The 17,671-nt window shown below is 45.0% G+C and carries 17 protein-coding genes; 3 read left to right on the forward strand and 14 right to left on the reverse strand.

Features of this window, described 5'->3' with window-relative positions; all coding sequences use genetic code 11:
* Positions 1-68: 68 nt before the first annotated feature.
* Positions 69-266, forward strand: a complete 198-nt coding sequence (gene yacG, locus AACT19_RS17185) for a DNA gyrase inhibitor YacG (RefSeq protein WP_004735515.1) — start codon at positions 69-71, stop codon at positions 264-266.
* A 268-nt stretch (positions 267-534) separates the two neighbouring features.
* Here yacG and rplS read toward each other — a convergent pair whose 3' ends face one another.
* The 5 genes from rplS to ffh form a co-directional block, all read right to left on the reverse strand.
* Positions 535-888: a 50S ribosomal protein L19 gene (gene rplS, locus AACT19_RS17190; RefSeq protein ID WP_004735514.1), complete on the reverse strand. Its 354-nt coding sequence runs from the start codon at positions 886-888 to the stop codon at positions 535-537.
* A gap of 59 nt (positions 889-947) precedes the next feature.
* The gene (gene trmD / locus AACT19_RS17195) at positions 948-1,688 is read right to left on the reverse strand and encodes a tRNA (guanosine(37)-N1)-methyltransferase TrmD (RefSeq protein WP_004735512.1); all 741 of its coding nucleotides are present in this window, start codon (positions 1,686-1,688) and stop codon (positions 948-950) included.
* Between the two features lie 26 nt (positions 1,689-1,714).
* A complete protein-coding gene (rimM, locus tag AACT19_RS17200) occupies positions 1,715-2,269 on the reverse strand; it encodes a ribosome maturation factor RimM (RefSeq protein WP_004735510.1) in 555 nt (184 codons plus the stop codon).
* 24 nt (positions 2,270-2,293) lie between these two features.
* The gene (gene rpsP, locus AACT19_RS17205) at positions 2,294-2,542 is read right to left on the reverse strand and encodes a 30S ribosomal protein S16 (RefSeq protein WP_004735508.1); all 249 of its coding nucleotides are present in this window, start codon (positions 2,540-2,542) and stop codon (positions 2,294-2,296) included.
* A gap of 212 nt (positions 2,543-2,754) precedes the next feature.
* Entirely contained in the window at positions 2,755-4,149 is a 1,395-nt protein-coding gene (ffh, locus tag AACT19_RS17210; RefSeq protein ID WP_076647690.1) for a signal recognition particle protein, read from the reverse strand.
* Positions 4,150-4,349: 200 nt separating this feature from the next.
* Here ffh and AACT19_RS17215 point away from each other — a divergent pair, with 200 nt between their 5' ends.
* Positions 4,350-5,144: a cytochrome C assembly family protein gene (locus AACT19_RS17215; protein ID WP_017079954.1), complete on the forward strand. Its 795-nt coding sequence runs from the start codon at positions 4,350-4,352 to the stop codon at positions 5,142-5,144.
* 127 nt (positions 5,145-5,271) lie between these two features.
* Entirely contained in the window at positions 5,272-6,543 is a 1,272-nt protein-coding gene (locus AACT19_RS17220) for an HlyC/CorC family transporter (protein ID WP_054541869.1), read from the forward strand.
* 189 nt (positions 6,544-6,732) lie between these two features.
* On the opposite strand, the gene luxS is transcribed toward AACT19_RS17220, so the two are convergent.
* The 9 genes from luxS to AACT19_RS17265 all read right to left on the reverse strand — a co-directional run bounded on the left by luxS (position 6,733) and on the right by AACT19_RS17265 (position 17,276).
* Positions 6,733-7,251, reverse strand: a complete 519-nt coding sequence (gene luxS / locus AACT19_RS17225; protein ID WP_017079953.1) for an S-ribosylhomocysteine lyase — start codon at positions 7,249-7,251, stop codon at positions 6,733-6,735.
* Between the two features lie 24 nt (positions 7,252-7,275).
* Entirely contained in the window at positions 7,276-7,926 is a 651-nt protein-coding gene (locus tag AACT19_RS17230) for a transglycosylase SLT domain-containing protein (RefSeq protein WP_029222727.1), read from the reverse strand.
* A gap of 10 nt (positions 7,927-7,936) precedes the next feature.
* Positions 7,937-9,505: a glutamate--cysteine ligase gene (gene gshA, locus AACT19_RS17235; RefSeq protein WP_029406033.1), complete on the reverse strand. Its 1,569-nt coding sequence runs from the start codon at positions 9,503-9,505 to the stop codon at positions 7,937-7,939.
* A gap of 99 nt (positions 9,506-9,604) precedes the next feature.
* Complete coding sequence (locus tag AACT19_RS17240) at positions 9,605-12,463, reverse strand: M16 family metallopeptidase (RefSeq protein ID WP_076647693.1); 2,859 nt, start codon at positions 12,461-12,463, stop codon at positions 9,605-9,607.
* 9 nt (positions 12,464-12,472) lie between these two features.
* The gene (locus tag AACT19_RS17245; RefSeq protein WP_004735497.1) at positions 12,473-12,934 is read right to left on the reverse strand and encodes a YqaA family protein; all 462 of its coding nucleotides are present in this window, start codon (positions 12,932-12,934) and stop codon (positions 12,473-12,475) included.
* Positions 12,935-12,940: 6 nt separating this feature from the next.
* Positions 12,941-13,894, reverse strand: a complete 954-nt coding sequence (locus AACT19_RS17250; RefSeq protein ID WP_004735496.1) for an NADP-dependent oxidoreductase — start codon at positions 13,892-13,894, stop codon at positions 12,941-12,943.
* A 171-nt stretch (positions 13,895-14,065) separates the two neighbouring features.
* Positions 14,066-15,196: a sodium ion-translocating decarboxylase subunit beta gene (locus AACT19_RS17255; protein ID WP_004735495.1), complete on the reverse strand. Its 1,131-nt coding sequence runs from the start codon at positions 15,194-15,196 to the stop codon at positions 14,066-14,068.
* Between the two features lie 9 nt (positions 15,197-15,205).
* On the reverse strand, positions 15,206-16,987 hold the full coding sequence (gene oadA / locus AACT19_RS17260; RefSeq protein ID WP_076647696.1) for a sodium-extruding oxaloacetate decarboxylase subunit alpha: 1,782 nt from the start codon (positions 16,985-16,987) through the stop codon (positions 15,206-15,208).
* A gap of 31 nt (positions 16,988-17,018) precedes the next feature.
* The gene (locus AACT19_RS17265) at positions 17,019-17,276 is read right to left on the reverse strand and encodes an oxaloacetate decarboxylase subunit gamma (RefSeq protein WP_010435831.1); all 258 of its coding nucleotides are present in this window, start codon (positions 17,274-17,276) and stop codon (positions 17,019-17,021) included.
* Positions 17,277-17,671 lie beyond the last annotated feature (395 nt).

A 17,671-nucleotide genomic window follows, 5' to 3' on the forward strand; every position in this document is an offset into this window, starting at 1 on the left:
ATAGTTTGGCTTGAGCCTTCACTCGAGCCTAAACTCTTTCTTACAATACCCTCTAATTAAGAATCACTATGTCGAAAAAAATCACCATCGTTAAATGCCCTCAATGTAATGCCGACGTTGAATGGGGCGAACAAAGCCCACACCGCCCGTTTTGCAGTAAGCAATGTCAGATGATTGATTTCGGTGAATGGGCAGACGAAGAGAACAGCATTGCTGGCGCACCAGACATGTCAGATAGCGATGGTTGGTCGGAAGACCCGCACTAAGCCACTTAGCGTACCGAGTAAATTTTGAAGGGTTGGCGTTTAACGTCAATCCTTTTTTATTGCTTATAGCATGGTACGAATAGAGATTCCCTACTCCTTCCTTCGTCAGTCTAGGGAATGCAGTTAAATGTGAGTTTCGTTTAAGTCCGTCATCCCCAAGAGCGAGGAACGAGCGAATTGAGGCTCTCTTACCTACTCAGCTCTAAATAGCAGACACAAAAAAGCGGAGCCAAATGGCTCCGCTTTTATCGATAGAATGCAAAAAGAATTACTTCTTAGTAAGCTTCTCTTTAATACGAGCTGACTTACCAGAACGCTCACGTAGGTAGTACAACTTGGCACGACGTACTGCACCACGGCGTTTAACTTCGATGCTATCAACCATTGGAGAGTGAGTTTGGAACGCACGCTCTACGCCTTCACCGTTCGAGATCTTACGAACTGTGAATGCAGAGTGTAGACCACGGTTACGAATAGCGATTACAACGCCTTCGAAAGCCTGTAGACGCTCACGGTCACCTTCTTTTACCTTAACCTGAACTACAACAGTGTCACCTGGTGCGAATTTAGGAAGGTCTGATTTTAGTTGCTCTTCTTCAAGAGCCTTGATGATGTTGCTCATTTGTATAAATTCCTAGAATAAACTGATACTAAATTTAATAGGTTACTGCTTGCTTTTCGTTAAGAGCGTTGCTCTTTAATGAATTCAGCCAGTAATTGTTCCTGTTCGTCAGTCAGAGCTAGGTTTTCCAGGAGCTCTGGTCTTCTTAGCCAAGTTCGGCCCAACGATTGTTTTAATCGCCAGCGACGAATGTCCTTATGGTTTCCAGACTTGAGTACCGATGGCACATCTTTATCGTCTAGCACCTCAGGGCGCGTATAATGGGGACAATCTAGCAAACCATTTGCAAAAGAATCTTCTTCTGCTGAAGCGAAATCTCCAAGCACACCCGGAACAAACCGAGAGACTGAATCAATCAACGTCATGGCTGGCAGTTCGCCACCCGTCATCACAAAATCGCCAATCGACCATTCTTCGTCGACTTCAGATTGAATAATGCGCTCATCTACCCCTTCATAGCGACCACAAATAAGAAGCAAGTTCTCGTTTGTTGCCAACTCTTCAACACCTTTCTGGTCGAGTTTACGACCTTGAGGTGAAAGATAGATTACTTTCGTCTTTCCCGGTGCTGCTTGCTTGGCAGTTTGGATAGCATCGCGCAAAGGCTGAACCATCATTAACATGCCAGGACCACCACCGTAAGGTCTATCATCAACAGTGCGATGTTTATCATGAGTGAAATCGCGAGGATTCCATGTCTCAATAGATAAAAGACCTTTTTTAACCGCTTGACCTGTTACTCCAAAATCAGTAACAGAACGGAACATTTCAGGAAACAGGCTAATAATGCCAACCCACATGTGTTCTCTCGCTCTGTAATTTGGAGTTAGAATCCAGGATCCCAGTCAACTTCGATCCGGCGAGCTTCGCGATCAACTTTCTTGATCACTTGCTCTTCAAGGTACGGTACTAACCGTTCCTTTTGGCCAAAAGCATCTTTAAGATTTGCTTTAATTACTAGAACATCGTTCGAACCAGTTTCTAATAGGTCAGTGACCTCACCAAGGTCGTAACCTTTAGTGGTAAAAACTTGCATACCGAACAATTCGCGCCAGTAGAATTCATCTTCTGACAATTCAGGTAACGAAGCAGGGTCAATAGCAATTTCAAAGTTAGTCATCAGTTGCGCGTCTTCACGAACATCTAATCCCGCTAGCTTACATACATAACCTTGGCCATGACGTTTCCAGCTCTCAACTTTGTACTCAACCCACTTACCCTTTTGGTTTAAATACCAAGGGCTGTAATCAAATATGCTTTCAGCATTGTCTGTGTAGGAGAACACTTTAAGCCAGCCACGAATACCATAGGTAGACCCAAGTTTACCCATGACAATTCTATTATTTTGCTCGCTCATCGTTTCTTTACCCTTCATCGACATAAGCTATTTCTCTTTAAAAAAGAATTAAGCCGCTTTTTGAGCGTCTTTAACTAGCTTAGCTACACGATCAGATAGAGATGCGCCTTGACCAACCCAGTGGTTAACACGATCTAGGTCTAGACGTAGACCTTCTTCTTGACCTTGAGCAGTAGGGTTAAAGAAACCTACTTTCTCGATGAAACGGCCAGTTACAGAGTTACGGCTATCCGCAACTACGATTTGATAAAATGGGCGCTTCTTTGCACCGTGACGTGCCAAACGAATGGTTACCATGTCGTCCTCTTTGCTTTCTTAATAAAATAATTAACCCCAAGTATAAGTAAATAGCTTGGGGTCTCGTGCCAAATTAAAGCCCCGGAATTTTACTCTTATTCCGGTGCAATGCAAGGGCTTTAGCTATTTTTTCACCAACATAGCAACCGGACACTTTCTGTGACACGGCTAACACTATGAAAAGTAACGTAGCTAAAGCTTACATTTGTAGATTATCGACCAAACGGGTTAAAACCACCACCCATTCCGCCCATACCTCCACCGCCGCCCATCATGCCTTGCATGTTGCGCATCATGCCTTTCATTCCACCTTTCTGCATTTTCTTCATCATCTTCTGCATTTGAGTGAACTGTTTAAGCATACGGTTTACATCTTGTACCTGCGTACCAGAACCTGCAGCAATACGCTTTTTGCGTGAGCCTTTGATTAGGTCTGGACGCTGACGTTCTTTCATTGTCATAGAGTTGATGATCGCTTCCATTTGCTTGAACATCTTGTCATCAACTTTATCTTTAACGTTGTCTGGTAGCTGAGACATACCTGGAAGCTTATCCATCATGCCCATCATGCCGCCCATGTTTTTCATCTGACCAAGCTGCTCACGGAAGTCTTCAAGGTCAAAGCCTTTCTTCTCTTTGAACTTCTTAGCCAGTTTCTCTGCTTTCTCGGTATCAACGTTTTTCTGTAGGTCTTCAATAAGAGACAGTACGTCGCCCATACCTAAGATACGAGAAGCAACACGATCTGGGTGGAATGGTTCTAGTGCGTCAGTCTTTTCACCAACACCTAAGAATTTAATCGGCTTGCCAGTGATATGACGAACAGACAGTGCAGCACCACCTCGCGCATCACCATCAACTTTCGTCAAGATAACACCGGTTAGTGGTAGCGTATCACCAAAAGCTTTTGCAGTGTTCGCAGCATCTTGACCAGTCATTGCATCAACAACGAACAGAGTCTCTACTGGTTTAATGGCAGCATGAAGCTCTTTGATCTCGCCCATCATCTCTTCATCGATAGCCAAACGACCAGCAGTATCGACAATTAGCACGTCGTAGAATTTCTTCTTCGCATGGTCGATTGCAGCGTTTGCAATATCAAGAGGCTTTTGATCAGCTGAAGATGGGAAGAAGTCGACGCCAACATCGCTTGCTAACGTTTCAAGCTGTTTGATTGCCGCTGGACGGTAAACGTCGGCAGACACAACCAAAACTTTCTTCTTGTCACGCTCAGTCAGGAGCTTAGATAGCTTACCTACCGATGTGGTTTTACCCGCACCTTGTAGACCTGCCATTAAAATAACGGCTGGCGGCTGTGCTGCTAGGTCAAGAGCCTCGTTAGACTCACCCATCACAGCTTCAAGTTCAGCTTGAACGATCTTAATGAATTCTTGACCAGGTGTTAGAGATTTAGAAACCTCAACACCCACAGCGCCTTCTTTCACGCGCTTAACAAAATCGCGGACAACTGGCAGTGCAACGTCGGCTTCAAGTAGCGCCATACGTACTTCACGCAGCGTCTCTTTTATATTGTCTTCGGTCAGACGACCTTTACCGCTGATGTTCTTCAGCGTTTTGGATAGACGATCCGTTAAATTATCAAACATAGTTTTCTCTTCGCTCAAAACTGCGACTATTACTGTGAGTATACATTAGCGCGGATTAGAGTCATACCCGTTGTAGAGCGTTAATCATCCACGCTTGTGATGTGAGACATTATTCACTTGGAATTGAATGAGGTTCACCATAGCCCCAAAGAGCGATGCGAGGTATAATTCGCCAATTAGTAATCATTTAAATGGATACCATGGACAGTCTTATTGCGATCGCAGCGGCCTTTCTTTATACAATGGCGATTTCCACGATCATTCCAGGTCTCGTGCACCAAACAGGAATCCGCGTAAAAACGGTGTTTATCAGCGCATTACTTGCTTTAGCTTTCCATGCTTGGTTGCTTGGCGATTTAATTTTTAATGCCAGTGGCCAAAACCTCAGTATCTTGAACGTTGCTTCATTGATCAGTTTAATCATCTCTTTGGTCATGAGCGGTGCGATGCTCAAAACCCGCTTGTGGTTCATCTTGCCGGTTGTTTATAGCTTCGCTGCTCTAAACCTAATGGCTGCCACTTTTCTTTCAAGCACGTTCATCAAACATCTAGAGAATGACCCAAAGCTGCTACTGCACATCTCTTTGGCTTTGTTCTCATACGCGACGTTGACTATCGGTGCGCTATACGCCCTACAACTTGCGTGGCTAGATCACAAACTTAAAAAGAAAAAAGCGTTAGTGATAAACCCTAACCTACCTCCTTTAATGATGGTGGAAAGACAGCTTTTCAAGATCATTCTGATCGGTAATGGCTTATTAACAGGTACTTTATTGACTGGCCTTATCTTCGTACAAGATATGTTTGCTCAAGGAAAAGCACACAAGGCTGTATTGTCTTTTATTGCTTGGGTTATCTACTCCATCCTTCTATGGGGTCACTATCAGAAAGGTTGGCGTGGACAAAAAGTCACTTGGTTCGCACTTGCCGGTGCCAGCATGCTCACATTAGCCTACTTCGGTAGCCGCTTCGTTCAGGAAATTATCCTGAATTAGTCTGTAATATGAAGGCAAGGTCTCACACACCTTGCCTTTAAAATATTGAGTCCGTTAGATTCAATTGACATCTCGACCATGTTCGGTCATAAATTAATCAAGATACACAAATAGGAAAAGAATAGTTTTGGACGACATATCAACGGGTATCTTATTTGCGCTACTCGCGTGTCTCATTGTAATTTCTGGTTATTTCTCTGGTTCCGAAACGGGCATGATGTCCTTGAACCGCTACCGTTTAAAGCACTTGGCCAATACGGGTCATAAAGGTGCCAAACGTGTAGAAAAACTTCTGAACCGCCCAGACAGATTGATCGGCCTCATTCTCATCGGCAACAATCTCGTCAACATTCTTGCGTCTGCGATCGCGACTATTCTTGGTATGCGCATCTACGGGGATATCGGCGTCGCAATTGCGACCGGTGTCCTGACTCTCGTGATCCTCGTGTTTGCCGAGGTAACCCCAAAAACCATCGCTTCTCTGTTTCCAGAGCGTGTCTCTTACGCCAGTAGTATCCTTTTGATAATACTGATGAAGGTACTGTCACCATTGGTGATATTGGTGAACTTCATTACCAACGGTTTTATTCGTATCTTAGGTGTCAAAGCCCGTCACGATGCGACCGACCACTTAAGCTCCGAAGAGCTGAGAACCGTGGTAAATGAAGCGGGAAGCCTGATACCTCAACGCCACCAAGATATGTTGGTGTCTATTTTAGATTTAGAACACGTGACCGTGAACGACATCATGGTGCCTCGAAATGAAATTACTGGCATCGACATCAATGATGACTGGAAATCTATCGTTCGCCAATTAACTCACTCCCCTCATGGGCGTATTGTGTTATATCGTGACCAGATAGATGAAGTGGTTGGCATGCTTAGGTTACGAGAAGCTTACCGCTTGATGCTTGAAAAGAACGAATTCAATAAAGAGACACTGCTGCGTGCAGCGGATGAGATCTACTTTATTCCTGAAGCGACGCCACTCAATATTCAACTACTTAAGTTTCAGCGCAATAAACAGCGCATCGGTTTGATTGTGGATGAGTATGGCGATATCAACGGCTTGGTTACCCTTGAAGATATTCTAGAAGAAATCGTTGGTGAGTTTACGACCTCAATTGCACCAAGCTTATCTGAAGAAATCACACCGCAAAGCGATGGCAGCTTCTTGATTGAAGGCAGCGCCAATATCCGTGACATAAACAAAGGCTTGCAGTGGACACTACCTACAAACGGCCCAAGAACACTTAATGGTTTAATACTGGAACACCTTGAAGACATTCCAGAAAGTCACCTGAGTGTTCAGGTTGCGAGTCATCCAATGGAAATTGTTGAACTCGAAGAGAACCGTATCAAGCTCGTTCGCGTGTTCCCGCAGATCGTTAACGGATAAAAGTGGTTTGCTGGACTGGGATAACTAAGTGAGTAATCACAAGCTCACATGCGACAACTGCCAAGCCCTAAAATATGTCTCGTCCTAAAATACGTTGACGAAAAAGGCCCGGTTCATTGAACCGGGCCTTTTAGTATCTAACTCGCTCTGTCTCTAGAGTGAAGCGTATTCAAGGTGAACTAACAATGACTAGTCGATCTTAAGCTCTTGCAGCATCGACTCTGGCAATGCCAGTTCATCATTTTTGTTTACAGAGATACCGGCAGCGATGATCGCATTAGCGATATCTTTAGCTTCATCCAAAGAGTGCATTGCCGCAGTACCACATTGGTACTCGTTCAGCTCAGGGATCTTATTTTGATTCTCAACTTTCAGCACATCTTGCATTGCAGCCAACCAACCGTCTGCTACTTGCTGCTCTGAAGGCGTACCAATTAGGCTCATGTAGAAACCAGTACGACAGCCCATTGGTGAAATATCGATGATCTCTACATCTGAACCGTTCAATTGATTACGCATAAATCCTGCGTATAGGTGCTCTAGAGTATGGATACCTTTCTCAGATAGAATGTCTTTGTTTGGCGCAGTAAAACGCAGGTCAAACACAGTGATGGTATCCCCTTTTGGGGTTTGCATTGTTTTAGCTACACGAACTGCAGGTGCGTTCATGCGCGTGTGATCAACAGTGAAACTATCTAATAAAGGCATTGCTCTTCTCCGTGACGGTTGGCTTTAGAAAAACCAACTTCTATTGTCTTCTAGTTCTTTACGACACTGTTTAAGCTGCCATCCATAATCTTTTGCTTGCTGTTCGACTTTGCGCGCCACCTTAATCAACGATGGTTTGCTGTTGTATGACTTACGCTTATAACCACCACGACCTTCATGATAAGCCAGGTATTGGTTATACGGGTCCCATAGTGAGATACCAAGCTGACGACGCGTCTCGCTGGTGTACCAACCGATGAACATCAATGCATCATCAAAATTGGTTCTTGAGCCACCGTTATTGGTCGCCTTTTGGAAATCTTCCCAAGCAGGGTCTTGAGCTTGTGCATAACCGTAGGCACTACTCACGCGTCCCCACGGAATAAAGCCAAGAATGTAATCTTTAGGCGGGCGCGCATCATGACGATAGCTACTCTCTTGTTTCACAAAAGCCATCGCTACGTTGATCGGCGTGCCCCACTCTTCTTGCATATCGAGAGCATCTTCATACCACGACGGGTGTTCTCTGAAGATGCTACACAAGTTATCTTGCTGCTTTGGCGGTGGCGTTGCACATCCAACCAATAGGCTAGAGACAATACCAACAGTCACTACTGGCAACCATTTTCCACTTACGCGTTTAGGCTGGCCTAATAAGGCTTGCTTCCTTTCCACCAAAGTCTCGCTATGCTTTTAAATACGAAAAATAATCCGTTAAGAAGCTGTCAAAATCTTGAGTGCTTGCTTCTTCACTTTGTTGCTGAGCAATCACAGAGCGTTGAACTTCCGCTTCCATCAACTCAGCTGAGTAAACTTTATATTGGTGTGCTTTGTGTTGCTGAGCGTACGTTTTTCCTAACGCACAGCCCACTTTACCCAAGCCACCTAATTTTTTGGTCTCTTCTAGCAACTGGCCAGAAATGGTCAGCTCTGGGTTATCAATCCAAGTTTCAAGCGTATCGCACGTTTCTTGGTATGCACGGCCACCTTGCTCAGCATCCATCAACTCAGCGATAACACGAAGATCTTTGAATACGCGTTTAGCCCAATCTTGCAGAGACAGTCTCTCGCCATCACAACCAATCTTGAGTTCTAAACCAACCTGACGACCTTCTAAGATCACCTTGTTCCAGTTATCGCGCCAGCATTCAAGTTCGCAGTTATCCATCTCAGCAGAGTCAGATAGAACACTCCAAGTTAAGAATAGATCGAGGAAGCGAACTTGTTGCTCATTGATACCAATTGAGCTGAATGGGTTTACGTCCAAAGAACGAACCTCGATGTACTCAACACCAGCACGAGCCAGTGCTTCCGATGGTTTTTCACCACTTTTCGCCACGCGCTTAGGGCGAATTGGTGCATAAAGCTCGTTCTCGATTTGAAGAACGTTACTATTCAATTGACGGTATTCACCATCAACCTTAGTGCCTATCTCAGCAAACTCTTCTGATGGCGTGCGAATCGCTTGGTTCAAACCTTCAAGGTACTGGTCTAGGCTGTTGAAGCCAATCTTTAATACGCTTTGAGCACTATTGGTGTAGCCAAGATCACTCAGGCGAAGTGCCGTTGCTTTTGGTAGATACAGCGTTTCACCAATCTTTTCAAAAGGTAGCTTTGTCTCTCTTCCTTTGATGAAAGAAGGACATAGTGCAGGTGAAGCACCGAAGAAATATGGGATTAACCAACCAAAACGGTAATAATTACGAATCAAACCAAAGTACGCATCTGACTTAGCTTCACAACGCGTTTCTTCTGTTTGCTCTCCAAACAGGCTATCCCAAAAACTTTCTGGGAAAGAGAAGTTGAAGTGAACACCAGAAATAATCTGCATCAGGCTACCGTAACGGCGCTTTAGGCCTTCACGATATAGCGTCTTCATTTTGCCGTTGTTAGAGGTGCCGTATTGCGCTAGCTGAATGTAATCTTCACTGCCTACGTAACAAGGCATAGAAAGCGGCCACATCTTTTCGCCATCTAACTTGGTTTGAGTGAAATGGTGGATATCAGACAACTGATTCAAAAGCGTCGGAACGTCGTTAGAAACAGGCGTAATAAACTCCAGTAGCGACTCAGAAAAATCGGTCGTTACCCATCCGTTCATCAACGCAGATCCCAAAGCCTTTGGGTGCGGCCCAGTCGCAAGATGCCCATCTTCCGTGTAGCGTAACGTTTCCCTTTCAACACCACGACCAAATTGAGAGAAGGTCTTAGGGTTGGTTGCAACTTGCTTTAGTCGCGCAGCAAAATCAGTCAAAATTCAGTTCACTTATCTTATATCGTTCTGATTAGAACTATCATAAATTAGGTCGGAGGAGAAAAATAGAGTCTTTTCCCTCCCCCTTTAATGTGTACTCTAACGAATGATTTCAAGCTCTTCTATTGGAATATCTAACTTTTCTAGTTGAGGACGAAGCGAAGCCGCGTCGCCAACAACTATTATTTGATAATCATTCGGGTCAAACCATTTCTTAGATAGCTTGTTTAACGTCTCTTTTGAGACCGTTTCAACTATCTGATTACGTTGTTGCAGGTAATCTTCGTCAAGGCTCAGCGCAACAATATTACTCAGCAACCCAGCCTTTTGACTTGGCGTTTCGTATTTAAGCGCATCTTGTTGACCGACGGCAAGGCGCATAAATTTCACCTCTTCGTCAGTTAATCCACTTTGACTAAATTCATTTAGCTCTGAGATAAACTCTTGAATCGATGGAACCGTCGCATTGGCTCTCACTTGAGCACTAAATACTACCGCACCAGTTTCACGCGTACTCGCGAAGTAACCGCTCGCACCGTAAGTGTACGCCTTGTCTTCACGTAAGTTTTGGTTAATGCGGCTATTGAAGTTACCGGCTAAGTTAAAGTTAGCCAACTGGCTCAAATACAACTCACCCGTCGCATCAAAAGGTAGACCTTTACGCACCAAACGAACAATACTTTGCGGCGCACCTGGTTTATCTACTAAATACAGATGTTGTCCTGAAAGCTCTTTGATGATCTGCGGACGCGTTAGTGGTGCCGCATCGCCTTGCCACTGTTCAAAGAATTGTAGCTGTTTCCCCACCTCTTTCTTCGAGATGTCTCCCACAACAACAATATTGGCACCTTCTGGTGTGTAGTGTTGTGCATAGAATTTTTTCACATCATCTAAGGTTAGATCCGATAGAGACGCCTTGGTGCCATCGCTTGCTCGAGCAAAAATACTGTCACCAAATAGCACTTCACGAGTTGCTTGAGAAGCCATCCAGCTTGGTTGTTGATGCTGATAGACAACACCTTCAAGCATCTGCTTCTTAACACGTTCAAAGTCTTGCTCATCAAACTTAGGCTCAAACAGAACCTCTTGTACGATCGCTAAGGTTTGAGGCAGGTTTTTCTCTAGCGTTGAAACCGAGATATCCGTGGTATAACTTCCAGCGCTAATGCTGACACTGCTACCTAGCTTATCTAAGGTCGCCTGCAACTCTTCAACCGTTCGTTTCGTCGAACCTTCTTCCATCATCGAAGCCGTTAGATTCGCTAAGCCTTCCTGCCCTTTACGAACATAGCGTTCGCCTGCAGGCAGTTGAATTTGAAGCTGTACTGTCGGCGTTTCACTGGTCACGGTACCAATCAAGTCAGTGCCGTTCGCAAAGTGCATGCGGTACAACTCAGGCATGGTCGCTTCAACACCAAAGTTCACTTCTGGCATCACGCTGCGATCAAATGTGTTTGGCGCCTTTCTGAAATCCAGTTGGTCTTCCGTCACCTTGCTATATTCAGGAAGGGTACGTGCAGGTGTGGTAAAGGTAGCCTCACGAACCGCTAAGTCGAGTTTTTTCTTAGGAACCACACTCAACGTAACCTTGTGCTTGCCTTCGATGAAATCTTGGTATGCCTTGCTTACGCTTTCTGGAGTAACCGCTCGAATTTGATCGAGTTGCGATTCAATGCGATCCGGCTGACCATAGAAGGTTTGGTTAGACGCAAGCTGTGAAACCTTACCTTTAACACTTTGTAGTGCAAAAACTGCATCCGCTTCTGCCATACCAGTGATCTGGTCTAAACGCTCTTGTTCAACGCCCTCTTTCGAGAATTGATCTAAGGTATCCATCAGCTCTTTGTTCAGAACCGTCAAATCGTCTTTTTCACCTGAATTACCCATCGCATACACATACATGGTACATGCAAGCTCAGCACAATCATGGAAAGATCCTGCGCTCACCGCTTTTTGCGTTTTTACGAGGTTTTGATACAGGTAGCTGTTGGTGCCAGAACCTAACACATTGGACAGTGCATTCAATGAAGCCTGCGTCTCTTCACCACGATACGTTGTTGGCCAACCAACAAGCACCATCGGCTGACGAATATTATCTTTTAAGGTGATGTACTTGTCTTCAGTCAGCACTGCAGGTTGCTTCTCTGCCGCCTTAACTTCAGGTCCTTGAGGGATAGGGCCAAAGTACTTGTTAACCCACTCTAGCGTGTCATCAACGTCGATATCACCACCGATCGTTAACACGGCATTGTTTGGGCCATACCAACGTAAGAAGAATGCCTTAAGATCATTCACATCAACACGATCTAAGTCTTCAACATAACCGATTGGTTGCCACGAGTAAGGGTGACCTTCTGGATACAGTGCTTCACCCATGCGCTCCCACATCAAGCCATAAGGGCGGTTTTCGTAGCTTTGCGCTCGCTCATTCTTAACCGTGCCTCTTTGCACCTCAAATTTCTTTTGAGAAACTGCATCTAACAAGAAACCCATTCTGTCCGATTCTAACCACAACATTTTTTCGAGTTGGTTAGAAGGAACGGTTTCAAAGTAATTAGTTCGGTCACGGTTGGTGGTGCCATTTAACGAACCACCCGCTTCGGTGATGATCTTGAAGTGCTGTTGATCACCGACGTTCTCAGAGCCTTGGAACATCATGTGTTCAAAGAAGTGAGCAAAGCCTGATTTACCAATCTGTTCACGAGCAGAACCCACATGATAGGTCACATCAACATGAACAAGTGGATCAGAATCATCAGGAGAAAGAATAACGGTCAAGCCGTTTTCAAGCTGATACTTCGCATAAGGAATCACGACTTTATCTTTAGAAGGCTTAACCTCTTCTAACAGAGTGACGCCTTCCGGTAACGAGGAAAAGAAGGGTGTTGAGCTAGGTACATTGTAAGAACAGCCAGCAATGGCGATAAGAGAAAATGTACCAAGTAAAACCTTTTTCATAGGTTCTCCTTAGAAAAAACCGAAGTAGATAGCAGCAAGTAAGCTGTAGCGAGCGGCTTTGCCAATCGCTATCAAAATAACGCTAGGGATAAATTTCATTCTCAGCCAACCCGCAGCCAGACATAAAGGATCACCAATGATGGGTAACCAACTGAATAACAATGTCCAGTAACCATAACGGCTCAGCCAAGCCATAGCCTTATGACCATGCTTTTCAGATTGAGTTCGATTAGGCAACCATAAACCAATCCAATAGTTGGTCAGGCCCCCCAAAGTATTACCGAGTGTCGCCAGAAGAATGATCGATGATGTTGAGAACTGATCTAAGCTCAAGGCTGCCACAAGGCTCGCTTCTGATCCCCCGGGCAATAATGTGGCACTCAAAAAGCCACTAATAAAGAGTACCCACAGCGCCGAGTCAGAGAACCACAGCGCTATGTTTTCAAACAGAGAATTAAAAAACTCTAGCACTGCCTATCAACCTTCTTGCATTTTAAGTAGCACCTTGCCTCTGGTGTGTCCGGTTTCAACCTGTAGATGAGCTGACTGCGCTTCGTCTAACTGGTAGATACCTTGAATTTCTGTTTTGAGCAATCCGACACTGACCATGTACAGCATAGTGTCCATTTGCTCTGGGTTTGGCTCAACCAGCATACCTGATGCAGTAAAGCCTAATAATGTTGCTTTTTCGCAGATCAATTCTGCAGATAAAGTTGGGACTGTCACCACTCTTGCGCCATCTTTTAGACACTTCAATGCATCGAGAGCGGTATCGCCACCGACCAAATCAATCAGCACATCAACATCAGAGACTCTTTCCGATGCTGGCGCAAATTTATAGTTAATCGCATGAGCGCCTAGCGTTGCTAAGTAATCAAGATTCGCTTCGCTACAAGTTGTATAAACCTCGGCTTTCGCCGCCACGGCGATTTGAACCGCTAGATGACCAACACCGCCAGCACCCGCTAAGATAAGTACGCGATCGCCCTCTTTCACTTCAGCTTTGTTGAGCGCTTGGGCTGCTGTTTGACTAGCTAATGGTAATGCTGCGGCCGCTTCTAAAGTCACCGAATCAGGAACCATGCTTAATGCCGCTTCTGGGACACACACATATTGGCTGTAACCGCCACCTTGCAGTGGGAAACCAATAAAGCCGGCAACGTTATCACCAACAGTAAAACGCTCTGCCTGTTCGCCTAGCGTGACAATTTGCCCTGAAATGTCATAACCAGGTACCCAAGGCAGGTTATCTTTGTTCTGTGCTGCAGCCCAACCTAGACCAGCACGGGTTTTAACATCAATCGGATTAATGCCCGAAAAGGAAACTTTGACCACGACTTCTCCAGCCTTAGGCTCAGGAATAGCACGGGTTTGAATACTGAGGTTTTCGACACCGCCGAATTGAGTAATCGCTATCTGTTTATTTTCCATTTCCACATTTCCTTGATTGATAAAAGCCCTAATGAGCAAGCACCCTAATTGATAAAAAGAAAGGGATGCGAAAGCATCCCTTTGACTATAAACCATTTAATAAGGCTAAGTTAACCGCTCATTCGTAAATTGACGACCAATTAACGTAACGATACGTGACCTAGGAACCTACTAGCCCACTAGAGCTAATAGAATACCCGCCGCAACCGCACTACCAAGTACACCTGCCACGTTCGGGCCCATCGCATGCATCAACAAGAAGTTTTGAGGGTTTGCCTCAAGACCAACCTTGTTTACAACACGAGCCGCCATCGGAACCGCTGATACACCGGCCGCGCCAATCAATGGGTTGATGTCTTCTTTAGAGAAGCGATTAAGCAACTTCGCCATTAACACGCCACCCGCCGTACCAATACTGAACGCCACCGCACCTAAACCTAAAATACCCAGCGTCTCTAAGTTCAAGAACGTGTCCGCTTGAAGCTTAGAACCAACACCTAGGCCAAGGAAAATAGTTACGACGTTAATCAGTTCGTTTTGAGCTGTTTTTGAAAGGCGATCAACCACACCCGCTTCACGCATTAAGTTACCCAAGCAGAACATACCTACTAGAGGTGTTGCTGAAGGTAGGAACAGAATCGTCATTAGTAATACAGCAAGCGGGAAAAGGATCTTCTCGGCCTTACCAACGTGACGTAACTGCGCCATCTTAATCTTGCGTTCTTCCGGCGTCGTTAGCGCTTTCATGATAGGTGGCTGAATAATAGGAACCAAAGCCATGTAGCTATAAGCCGCAACCGCAATGGCACCTAATAAGTCAGGAGATAACTTACTCGCCAAGAAGATCGCGGTTGGGCCATCGGCACCACCAATGATCGCAATTGACGAAGCATCGGCCATTGAGAATTCCATTCCTGGAACATAGTTCAGCAAGATCGCACCAAATAGCGTTGCGAAGATACCAAACTGAGCCGCAGCCCCTAGCCATAACGTTTTAGGGTTAGCAATCAACGCACCGAAGTCCGTCATTGCACCAACACCCATAAAGATCAGCAGTGGGAAAATACCCGTTTCAATACCAATGTAGTAAACGTAGTAAAGCAAACCACCGGGATCAGTAAACCCAGCATTTGGAATATTTGCTAATACAGCACCAAAACCAATCGGTAATAAAAGTAACGGTTCAAATCCTTTACGAATTGCCAAAAACAACAATAAGCAACCGACCAGCATCATACAAATCTGGCCGAACTCAAAGTTAGCAATCCCTGTTTCAGACCATAAGGTCATCAATCCTTCCATGGTACTCCCTTACGCTAAGCTTAGTAGTGGAGCGCCTACAGTAACTGCATCGCCTTCTTTAACATTCAATTCCTGAACGATACCACCACGAGCAGCACGAACTTCCGTTTCCATTTTCATCGCTTCCAAGATCAGTAGCACATCGCCTTCAGCCACTTCAGCACCAGGCTGAACGATAACTTTGAAGATGTTGCCTGCTAATGGAGCTGGAACCGCTTCTGCATCAGAAGCCGCAGCTGGTGCTGCTTGAGACGCTTGTGCTGGTTTCGCTGATGGAGATACTGATGTCAGTTCGCCTTGTGGCCCGACTTCAACATCATAAACTTGACCATCAACCTTCACACTGTAGCTTTCAATGCTGCCTGAAACAGGCTGTGGTGCCGCAACAGGAGCTGCCGTTTCTGCAGTTGGTGCAGGTTCAAATGCTTCAGGGTTACGACGGTTCTTAAGGAACTTAAGGCCGACTTGTGGGAAAAGTGCGTATGTCAGTACATCATCAACGGTATCTTCAGCGAGTGAAATGCCATCTGATTTCGCTTTCTCTAAAAGGTCTGTCGTTAACGTATCCATTTCAGACTTAAGTAAATCAGCAGGACGACACGTAATTGGCTCTGCACCATCTAACACTTTCGCTTGCAGTTCAGCATCAACCTCAGCAGGCGCTTGACCGTATTCACCTTTCAGTAGACCAGCAGTCTCTTTAGTGATGCTCTTGTAGCGCTCACCCGTTAGAACGTTGATAACCGCTTGAGTACCAACAATCTGAGAAGTAGGTGTTACCAAAGGAATGTAACCCAGCTCTTTACGTACGCGAGGGATCTCTTCGAGCACTTCGTCCATACGATCGGCTGCGCCCTGTTCTTTAAGCTGGCCTTCCATGTTGGTTAACATGCCGCCAGGAACCTGAGCAATCAAGATACGTGAATCAACACCTTTTAGCTGACCTTCCCATTTCGCGTACTTTTTACGTACATCACGGAAGTAAGCCGCGATGGGTTCGATCTGATCAAGCTTAAGATTGGTATCACGCTCTGTACCTTCTAACATCGCAACAACCGTTTCGGTTGGCGTGTGACCGTAAGTACAGCTCATTGAAGAAATAGCGGTGTCTAGAATATCGATACCCGCTTCAACGGCTTTAACCGCTGTTGCTGTCGATAGACCTGTTGTCGCGTGGCTATGCAACGCTAGAGGAACGTCACACGATGATTTGATACGTGTAATCAGTTCTTCGGCTTCATAGGGCTTTAATAAACCTGACATATCTTTGATACATAGTGAATGACAACCTAGATCCTCTAGGCGTTTAGCCAAATCAACCCAAGTATCTGAGTTGTGAACCGGACTGGTTGTGTAAGACAACGTACCTTGAGCGTGACCACCAACATCAATCGTTGCTTTCACTGCTGTTTCAAAGTTACGTACGTCATTCATCGCATCAAAAATACGGAATACGTCCATGCCGTTCTTATGGGCACGTTCAACAAATTTTTCTACTACATCATCCGCGTAGTGACGGTAACCCAATAAATTTTGACCACGCAGTAGCATCTGCATTGGTGTGTTTGGCATCGCTTTTTTCAGCTCACGCAAACGCTCCCACGGATCTTCTCCTAGAAAACGAATACACGAATCAAACGTTGCGCCGCCCCAAGTCTCTAAAGACCAGTAACCGACTTTATCCAGTTCTGCCGCAATTGGCAGCATATCTTCGATACGCATACGAGTAGCAAATAGTGACTGGTGCGCGTCACGAAGTACCACATCTGTGATAGCTAGTGGTTTAGACATGCTCATAAACTCCTTTTTAATCCTTTAAATGCTACTTAGCAGTAGACGCACGGTATTGATGAACCGCGGCCGAAATTGCTGCCACTACCTGTGGACTAACAGCTGAAGGGTTTGATTGTGATTTTTTGATTTTTTTAGGTGCTGCGATCGGCTCTGGTACTTCTTCTGGTACCAGTTTTGACATCAACCGAACGAGGTAAACTAGAATAGTTAGGAAAATAAAGACAACGGACATCCCCGTTATCATTAGAGTCGCCGCATCTCCTAGCAGGCTTCCAATATTAGTCATGTTGCTTCCTTTCTTCGTCATCCTGACATACGTGCAGGATTTCAGCGAATAGTGATCCCGACCCATGGATTATCTCGATTGGTAAAAGTTTGTCAATTTTGTTTAAGGTTCTGTTACGGATAACGCACACATAAGGTTAATTATTCGCCTATCAGATCACATAAATCTGTCAAATACGTCATTTATAGATATTTAAACTGTGACTTAAACGGGGCTTTTCTTAGAAATGATATGAGAAAGGTGGAATAACAAAGAAGCAATCAAGAATTACTTTAAATACAACAAGTTAAACAACAACAAAATTTAACATTATCGCAACAAATTTGCAGCAGGCATAAAAAAAGCCTCGTATAAACGAGGCTTTCTTTTATAAGGTGGTGCGCCCTGGAGGATTC

The sequence above is a fragment of the Vibrio sp. 10N.222.47.A9 genome (genome assembly GCF_963872585.1).
GTDB classification, from domain to species: Bacteria; Pseudomonadota; Gammaproteobacteria; order Enterobacterales; family Vibrionaceae; genus Vibrio; species Vibrio splendidus.

Bases quoted from the DNA above. Each gene is read 5' to 3' on its own strand.
- AACT19_RS17250 (WP_004735496.1), bottom strand. From the start codon at position 13,894: ATGGAAAATAAACAGATAGCGATTACTCAATTCGGCGGTGTCGAAAAC.
- yacG (WP_004735515.1), top strand. From the start codon at position 69: ATGTCGAAAAAAATCACCATCGTTAAATGCCCTCAATGTAATGCCGAC.
- oadA (WP_076647696.1), bottom strand. From the start codon at position 16,987: ATGTCTAAACCACTAGCTATCACAGATGTGGTACTTCGTGACGCGCAC.
- luxS (WP_017079953.1), bottom strand. From the start codon at position 7,251: ATGCCTTTATTAGATAGTTTCACTGTTGATCACACGCGCATGAACGCA.
- ffh (WP_076647690.1), bottom strand. From the start codon at position 4,149: ATGTTTGATAATTTAACGGATCGTCTATCCAAAACGCTGAAGAACATC.
- rpsP (WP_004735508.1), bottom strand. From the start codon at position 2,542: ATGGTAACCATTCGTTTGGCACGTCACGGTGCAAAGAAGCGCCCATTT.
- rimM (WP_004735510.1), bottom strand. From the start codon at position 2,269: ATGTCGATGAAGGGTAAAGAAACGATGAGCGAGCAAAATAATAGAATT.
- AACT19_RS17240 (WP_076647693.1), bottom strand. From the start codon at position 12,463: ATGAAAAAGGTTTTACTTGGTACATTTTCTCTTATCGCCATTGCTGGC.
- AACT19_RS17265 (WP_010435831.1), bottom strand. From the start codon at position 17,276: ATGACTAATATTGGAAGCCTGCTAGGAGATGCGGCGACTCTAATGATA.
- trmD (WP_004735512.1), bottom strand. From the start codon at position 1,688: ATGTGGGTTGGCATTATTAGCCTGTTTCCTGAAATGTTCCGTTCTGTT.
- AACT19_RS17215 (WP_017079954.1), top strand. From the start codon at position 4,350: ATGGACAGTCTTATTGCGATCGCAGCGGCCTTTCTTTATACAATGGCG.
- AACT19_RS17255 (WP_004735495.1), bottom strand. From the start codon at position 15,196: ATGGAAGGATTGATGACCTTATGGTCTGAAACAGGGATTGCTAACTTT.
- rplS (WP_004735514.1), bottom strand. From the start codon at position 888: ATGAGCAACATCATCAAGGCTCTTGAAGAAGAGCAACTAAAATCAGAC.